The organism is Paenibacillus sp. FW126-R14 (assembly GCF_058789495.1).
The window spans coordinates 82,447-89,949 of record NZ_JBYTBS010000027.1 but is presented as its reverse complement, the minus strand read 5'-3'; the positions used below and the strand labels follow the sequence as shown (position 1 = coordinate 89,949).

Sequence of the window (7,503 nt, the reverse complement as noted above, 5' to 3'; positions counted from 1 at the left end):
TGGAGGAGCCGGATGCGATGACCCGCATGTCCGGATCTGTGAGAGGCCCATGCAAATGCGCATGGGCCTACTCGATTTGCGTTTTTGTGGCTAAGGGTGCTGCAATCCTGCGGCGACATCCCGCATCCACGAACTACAGCTCCAGCCCCCAGCCTCCCCTGTGCGACGAATGGTAACTACGGGGCCTTATTTGTGATAAATCAGCCTCTTTCTGCATGCAGGGGGAACTACAGGGACTTATTTTGCCTGCACAAGGAGGTGTGTAACCTGAATCGGGAAAATAAAGGACCATAGTTCCCCGAAATACGCTGAATCTGCGTTTCAACGCAAAATAGAGGATCATAGTTCCCTCTCTTCCACGTCTGAACGATGAGAGAGTGACGTAGGCCTTAGATGGGGAGGCAGCAGGTGGGAAACTCTCTACCATATGCTTTCAGCAAGCTAGTGCTAAAAAAAGGCAGCCCACAAATAGAATCATCTACTTGGGGCAGCCCTTGCATTCCTATGAAAGCTTATTGATACTCTTTAGCTTTTTTCACCAGCTCGTCATAAGCCGCTTCCGGCGTAATTTTGTTGAACATGACTTTTTCGCCGATCGTTTTGAAATCCTTAGCGGTATAGTTGCTCCAACCTTTAGCTCCGGGATTAAAAGGCTGAGCGTCGGGAGCAACCGTCTTAATAAGCTCAATTTGCATTTTATCTGCAGGGGTAAGCTTAGGCGTTAAATACTCGAGCATTTTCTTGGAAACCGGCACGCCTCTTGTCGTCGTCAGAATATCGGCCGCTTCGCTGTCATTCACGAACCAGTCGATGAATTTCTTGGACTCTTCGGCATATTTGGAATCCGCGCTCACGGACCAGAACATGGAAGGCTTCAGCCAACCGCTGGACTGCGTTCCTTTAGGCTGATTCACTAGCGAATAAACGCCAGGTTTCACACCTTCATACCCAGGCAGAAGAGCGGCAAAGGTACGTTTCATCAGCACGTTGTCATTATTCATCAAATCCAGCTTCGCGTCGGACTCTTTGTCCGTGGACGCGATTTCTGCAGGAGGAACGACGCCGGCCGCGCGAAGTTCGGCATATTTTTTAACATAAGTTAAATAGGTGTCTTTGTCGATATTGAATTTGCCGTCAACGGTGATCGGATAGCCTTTGCCTTGGCTGATCTGATAAGCGGAATATGTCGTATAGTCATAAGTATAGTCCATTAAAACGTATTTATCTTTATCCAGCTTGGCTTTGGCATCTTTACCGAATTGGAAGTATTCATCCCAGGTCCAGGTGTTTTTGGGCGGGGTGATACCGAGTTTATCTACGGCATTCTTGTTGTAAATCATTCCGGTCGCGTTATTGCCTAGAGGAATAGCGTACAGTTTATCTTTGAACTTGCCTGAATCTACGAGCGATTTATCGATATCTTCCGTGCGGATGCCTTTGGATAAGTCGGCAAGCTGGTTTCTGCCCGCGTACTCGGAAAGCCAAGCCGGATCCATTTGGATGATATCAGGGGCATTTTTGGCAGCTGCTTGGGTAGCCAATTTGTCTGCGTAGCCGTCAAAACCTGAAAATTCCGGCTCAAAGGTCACATTCGGATGTTTTTTCGTATAAGCATCCAGCGCTTTCAGCGTAGCATCGTGCCTTGCTTGCGAACCCCACCAAACAATACGAAGCTTAACGGGCTGAGTGCTTGCGGTGGTTGGCGCTGTCGTTGCAGCAGGTGTGCTGCTTGGTGTCGTACTTGGTGTATTCCCTGAACCGCATGCGCTCAAAGACAGCGCTATCATAGCAGTCATACCGAGCATGCCCCATTGTCTCATCTGCACTTTCATAGATAATCCCCTTTCGCTACCTCATTATCTCTACAGTTTCATTATAGGAGTAACGGAAACAATGAAGAAGGAGAGTAATGAACACACTTCTTTCACTTTTGATCACAAATCGTACGTCAAACTCTATAAATGAGAGTTATCCGCTTTTCCCCACTTCGCTAGGACTCATACCCGTATACTTTTTGAAAATGGAGCTGAAGTAAGGAACGTTCTTGTAGCCGACCTTTTCGGCGATCTCATAGATGAGATGCTTGCCTTCGGCCAGCAGGGCGTGGGCTTTTTTCATCCGTACCTGGATCAAGTAGTTGGTGAAGGTTTCGCCGGTCGCTTTTTTGAAAATTTGATTCAAATAGTTCCGGGACAAGTACAGCTGCTTCGACATATCTTCCAAGGAAACCTCTTCGGCATAGTGGTCATGCGCATATTGAATCATGAAATCCACGGCTTCCTTATGCTTTGAATTCTCGCTCCAGTGCCGGCTCGTTGCGATGATATGAATTTTGGCGCGCAGCCACTCCTGCAATTGGGCAGGGGTTTGGATCTGACTAATTTCGGACGGCAGGTGCGCCTCTGGAAAAAGCTCATCCAGCACAATGCCAACGCTGTACAAGGAATAGGCGAAGATCGTCCAAAGCTCCGTACATAAATACTGCAAGTATGCTGGCGTAATCGATGGCATTATTTGCAGTTGGCGAATATAGGCGTCTACAATCTGCGCCGCGGTCTCTTCTTTCGAATAGACAATGGCTTCCGCCAGCTCTTGGTAAAATTTGATCGGCCGAATCGCCAAATCCGACGGCAAGGAGGACGGCTTGCCTGGCGGAGGCGTGATGGTCATCTGCAGCAAATCCAGAAACGCTTCCTCCGTGGAATCCGATATTTCCTGCCAAGCGGCCTTTATTTGACCTAATCCGATCCGGATGTTGAGCTGAAGATACGTAAGGATACAGACCGCAATACGGTCGCCAATGGTTTTGATGCGGGCGAGAGCTGCGTCCATGGGCTCTGAACGCTCGATATGAAACATAATCGCTGCATGATGGCTGTGAAGCTCAATGAAGTCGGATTCAGGCCAATCTTCCGTCAAAATTTCTTGTATGATATTAGCCAGCGCAAAACGGAATAAGTTCCAATCGATCAGCGACAGATTCGCCGTGCGAATCGTGCTCATGAGCTCAATGCCCATGACAAGGTGATTGCGGTGAAGCCAGTATTGCTGCTCGGAAGGAGGAGGATTCAGAGCGGCTGCCCACTTCTGGAAAGTGCCGGTCATCACCGACTTCAGCCATTCCTGCTGGCCGAAGGGCTCATAGAGCATCAGCCTTTTTTTGATTTCTTCTTGCTCCATCTTGATAAGCTCTTTCGCTTCCAGTTCTTTAATAACTTTCTCCAGTACAGTCCGCAGCTCATCTACGGTAACCGGTTTGGACAAATAATCGCTGACCTGCAGCCGCAAAGCCTGGCGGGCATATTGGAAATCGGTATATCCGCTGAGGATAATCAATTCGCCGGGAAAATTCGCTTCCCGCAGCCGTTCAATCATTTCAAGGCCGTTCATGACAGGCATATAAATGTCCGTAATGACGATATCCGGCTTGGTTCTGCCGATCATCTCCAGCCCCTCGGCGCCATCGCTGGCCTCCCCTGCGAATTCGGCGTCGATCGCTTCCCAGGGGATCGCTTTCTTCATTCCTTCGAGCACTTGAAAGTCGTCGTCAATGATGAGTATTTTCCACATAATAACGCTCCTCCACCTGTTCTTTGTATTGAATTTGCGGCAGCAGAACCGTGACTACGGTACCTCCGCCCTCTGAGCTGGCCATTTGAACGCCGTAGGGCGGGCCGAAATAGGCATCAATTCGTTCCTTCACATTGCGCACGCCGTAGCCGCCTGTTTTCCTAACCTTCGGTTGATTCCAATCCGGACGCAGCCCGACGCCGTTGTCCCAAATTTGGAATTGAATATCTTGATTGACCAACTGCACACTCACTCGGAGCTCGCCGGTTTTCCTGCCATGGAAGCCGTGAATAATCGCATTTTCAATAAAAGGCTGCAGCGTTAATCTCGGGATAAAAAGCTCCCGGACGGATTCTTCGACGTCCACGGTGAACGATAACCGCTCTCCCCAACGGATTTGTTGAATTTGCAAATAGCACTCGACATGCGTGATTTCGTCGGCGATCGGAATGAGCGTCTCCCCGTTGGACAGGCCGATGCGGAACATTTTGCCCATTAAGGACAGAATCTTGCTGATCTTGTCTTGACCCGAATCGATGGCCAACCAGTTTAATTGATCCAACGTATTATAGAGAAAATGGGGATTAATCATCGCTTGCAGCGCTTGAATTTCCGCTTCACGCTGGCGTTTGTGCTGAGCCTTCAAGGAATCCATCAGCTCCTCAATACGCTCCATCTGCTTACGGTAGCCGTTAAACAGGTTCCCGAACTCATTGGTGTAGTCTTTCGGCAAGTCCGTGGCAAAACCCCGGTCGGGAAGCTTGCCCATGAAAGCAAGAAGCAGCTTGATAGGCTTGGTAAACTGCCTGGAAATAAAAAATGTGACGAAAAAGCCGATAATAATTGCGGAAAGCCCGACGGTTAGCAGGATCAGGGCTAATTGAATACTCCCGCTAATGATGTTCTTCCAAGGCGTAACCTCAACCAGCATCCAATTGGAAGGCGATTTGCTCCAAACCAGGAGGGAATCGCTCTGTTTGTTGGCTGACAGACGGGTGCTTCCGGACTTCTCGTTGACCAGTTTTAATTTCTCCAGCTCGCTCTCTTGCAGGTTGGAGTCCCCGATCGCAGCAATTTCCCTGCCGCCGGCATCGAATAATAGCCGGCTTCGGCCCTCCGTTTCGCCGCGAATCAGATTTTGAATTTCCGACGATTTCACATTGAGCAGCAGCATTCCGTAGTAAATGCCGGAGTTATTGTACAGCTTTCTGGCAAAGCCGATGACGGGCACCGGGCCTTTAATGGTCTGAATCGTGCGTTCTTTGATCCAAGCGGAATCGTTATTCTGAATATCCGGAAACCAGTCTTCTTCCCGTACCTTTTGCAAATTGAAAACTCGAATGGGGCCCTGAGAATCCGACGCAAAAGGACGTTCCGTGTATAAATAAATCGATTGAACCAGGGGCGTGCTGTAGGTAATGTTGGCGAGTAAATTCTCCAAATCCTGCTTCCGTCGATTGCGTTCGAATAAGTCGCTTTCCAACGGATCATACCCGATGCTGTCGATGTTCCGATAAGCGGCCAGAGACATTTGCTCTATCGAGTTCAGCTGGATCACCAGACGCTTATTTAATTCATTTAAAAGATCCTGCTGATAATTGGCGGTATTGTCCGCCAGTTCACGCGACGTGAGGCTGTAACTAATCCATGAGGTGACGAGCAGAAGCACGGCGATGAATGCGGCGAAGCTGCCGAAGAACAGCCGGCCGATGCGGACACGCTTGAACATAGTAAACAAAGCTGATCCCCCTCATAAGCGTCTGTTAAACTGGAAAAAGGCTGCCAATTTCGCAACCTTTTAGATAGTTAATTCATTTTATCCTTTCACAGCACCCGAGGCAATGCCGTCGACAAAATGGCGCTGCGCCATAAAGAAGATGATGAGAGAAGGAACGATGGAAAGCAGCGACATCGCCAGCAATTGTCCCCATGGAAGGGCAGATTGGCTGTCCACGAACAGTTTTAGGGCAAGTCCGACCGTGTATTTGTCAACCGAGTTAATATACAGCAAATGTCCGAAGAAGTCGTCCCAATTCCAGAGGAAACAATAAATGGCGACTGTGACCAGAGCTGGTTTCGTAAGCGGGAGGATGATGCGCCAGTAGATGCCGAGCCAGCTGCAGCCGTCCATTTTGGCCGATTCGTCGAGCTCCCGCGGAATGCCGCGGATAAATTGAACGAGCAGGAAGATGAAGAACGGTCCTCCGATACCGCCAGCTAAAGCATGAGGGACATAGAAGGGCAGGTAGGTATTCACCCAACCCCAGGCATTGAACATGATGTATTGCGGCACCAAAGTCACTTGGCTAGGCAGCATCAGCGTAATCATAAGGATCGAAAACCAGAAATTTTTCAGCGGAAAATCCAACCGCGCGAAGCCGAAAGCCACGAAGCTGCAGGAGAGGATGGATGTGACAAGCACTCCGGCAATGAGCTCAAACGTATTTAAATAGAAATGAGTAAAAGTAAACTTAGGAATCGCGACCCAGCCATCGCTGAAGTTGCTCCACAACCACTTGGTCGGCCAAAAGGAGGGCGAGCTCATTTCCGCGTTGGATTTAAAGGCAGCCCCAAACCACCACAGCATGGGATAGATCATGATTAAGCTAAATAAGGCCAAGAGGGAATGAGTTCTTAACGTGCGGATAGAGATCAATGGGTTTCTCATTTACCTTTCGCTCCTTCTGTTTCGTAGAATACCCAATAGCGGGATGAGGCAAAAATTAATGCCGTTACGATTCCGATGACCACGAGCAGAATCCAGGCCAGCGCCGATGCATAACCCATCTCATAGCGGGAAAAGGCGCGCTCATAGAGGTACAAAGCGTACATAAACGTCGAGTTGATAGGGCCGCCTTTGGTAATGATGAAGGCCTGAGTAAACATTTGGAAAGAACCGATCGTCTGCAGCACGAGATTAAACAGCAGCACAGGGGACAGCATCGGCAAGGTAATGCTGAAAAATTGTCTCACTTTCGAAGCCCCGTCAACGGAGGACGCTTCGTATAATTCGGTTGGGATCTGTTTGAGGCCGGCCAGGAAAATGACCATGGACGAGCCGAATTGCCAAGCGACAAGGATAATCAATGTGCCTAGAGCCGTTTTGGGATTGCTGATCCAACTGCTGCCGCTAATGCCCAGCATGCCTAGAAACCGGTTGATGAAGCCTTCCATGCCGAATATATTTTGCCATAGAATCGCAACCGCGATACTGCTGCCAATCAAAGACGGCAAATAGATGAGCGTTCGATATATCGAGATTCCTTTGATTTTCTTATTGAGGATCATGGCGACCATAAGTGCGCTGAAAAGCTTGAGCGGTACAGATAATACGACAAAAAGTATCGTGATCTTCAGAGATTGGCGAAAAATCTCGTCATCTGCGAAAATTCGCTCATAATTGCGCAAGCCGATCCATTCCGGCGCGTCTAACAGCGTATATTTGGTAAAAGAGTAATACATCGATTGCACCATTGGCCAGAGTGTCAGCAGCAGGAAGCCAAGAAGCCAAGGGGAGATAAACAGATATCCGGCCAGTGGCGATTCCCAGCGTCCTTTCAGAGTGAAGGGCGCCGTTATTTTACGGGAATGGACTTTTTGTGGAGAAGTGCTCGGTTCAGCTTTCATCGGGAATAACCGCCTTTCATGTCAAAAACACCTTTATGCTTAGTATAGAAGGTAACAGTCACCTGAAGAATGAGAGTAATGAACACAATTCATTCAGAATCGAACAATGGAGCAAATAATCAATTTGTATGGCTGTGCTCTGCACAGATGGCAAGAATTATCGCTTCCTATTCCTATAACACACTAACCAGTGGTCCGCGACTCGGTTTGGTCGGCCTACGACCAGGGTTTGCTTGCGACCCTCCCTCTTTTTGCCCTAAATTATTGCTTTGATTTTGCGATTTTTTAGAGTTTTTTTGGGATTTA

At 48.7% G+C, this 7,503-nt stretch carries 5 protein-coding genes; all 5 read right to left on the bottom strand.

Features of this window, described 5'->3' with window-relative positions:
• Positions 1–512: 512 nt before the first annotated feature.
• The 5 genes from AC3WRW_RS18155 to AC3WRW_RS18135 all read right to left on the bottom strand — a co-directional run bounded on the left by AC3WRW_RS18155 (position 513) and on the right by AC3WRW_RS18135 (position 7,197).
• Positions 513–1,832, bottom strand: coding sequence for an ABC transporter substrate-binding protein (locus AC3WRW_RS18155; protein ID WP_492547713.1), 1,320 nt, complete (start codon positions 1,830–1,832; stop codon positions 513–515).
• 136 nt (positions 1,833–1,968) lie between these two features.
• Positions 1,969–3,570 carry a response regulator gene (locus AC3WRW_RS18150; protein ID WP_492547712.1) on the bottom strand — a complete coding sequence of 534 codons (1,602 nt, stop codon included), beginning with the start codon at positions 3,568–3,570 and terminating at the stop codon, positions 1,969–1,971.
• A complete protein-coding gene (locus tag AC3WRW_RS18145; RefSeq protein WP_492547717.1) occupies positions 3,548–5,299 on the bottom strand; it encodes a cache domain-containing sensor histidine kinase in 1,752 nt (583 codons plus the stop codon). The genes AC3WRW_RS18150 and AC3WRW_RS18145 overlap by 23 nt, the downstream gene beginning before the upstream one ends.
• 87 nt (positions 5,300–5,386) lie before the next feature.
• Positions 5,387–6,238 carry a carbohydrate ABC transporter permease gene (locus AC3WRW_RS18140; RefSeq protein WP_492547711.1) on the bottom strand — a complete coding sequence of 284 codons (852 nt, stop codon included), beginning with the start codon at positions 6,236–6,238 and terminating at the stop codon, positions 5,387–5,389.
• On the bottom strand, positions 6,235–7,197 hold the full coding sequence (locus tag AC3WRW_RS18135; protein ID WP_492547710.1) for a carbohydrate ABC transporter permease: 963 nt from the start codon (positions 7,195–7,197) through the stop codon (positions 6,235–6,237). The genes AC3WRW_RS18140 and AC3WRW_RS18135 overlap by 4 nt, the downstream gene beginning before the upstream one ends.
• Between the last annotated feature and the right edge of the window lie 306 nt (positions 7,198–7,503).

Coding starts and splice junctions, on each gene's coding strand:
- AC3WRW_RS18155 (WP_492547713.1), bottom strand. CDS start 1,832: ATGAAAGTGCAGATGAGACAATGGGGCATGCTCGGTATGACTGCTATG.
- AC3WRW_RS18150 (WP_492547712.1), bottom strand. CDS start 3,570: ATGTGGAAAATACTCATCATTGACGACGACTTTCAAGTGCTCGAAGGA.
- AC3WRW_RS18145 (WP_492547717.1), bottom strand. CDS start 5,299: ATGTTCAAGCGTGTCCGCATCGGCCGGCTGTTCTTCGGCAGCTTCGCC.
- AC3WRW_RS18140 (WP_492547711.1), bottom strand. CDS start 6,238: ATGAGAAACCCATTGATCTCTATCCGCACGTTAAGAACTCATTCCCTC.
- AC3WRW_RS18135 (WP_492547710.1), bottom strand. CDS start 7,197: ATGAAAGCTGAACCGAGCACTTCTCCACAAAAAGTCCATTCCCGTAAA.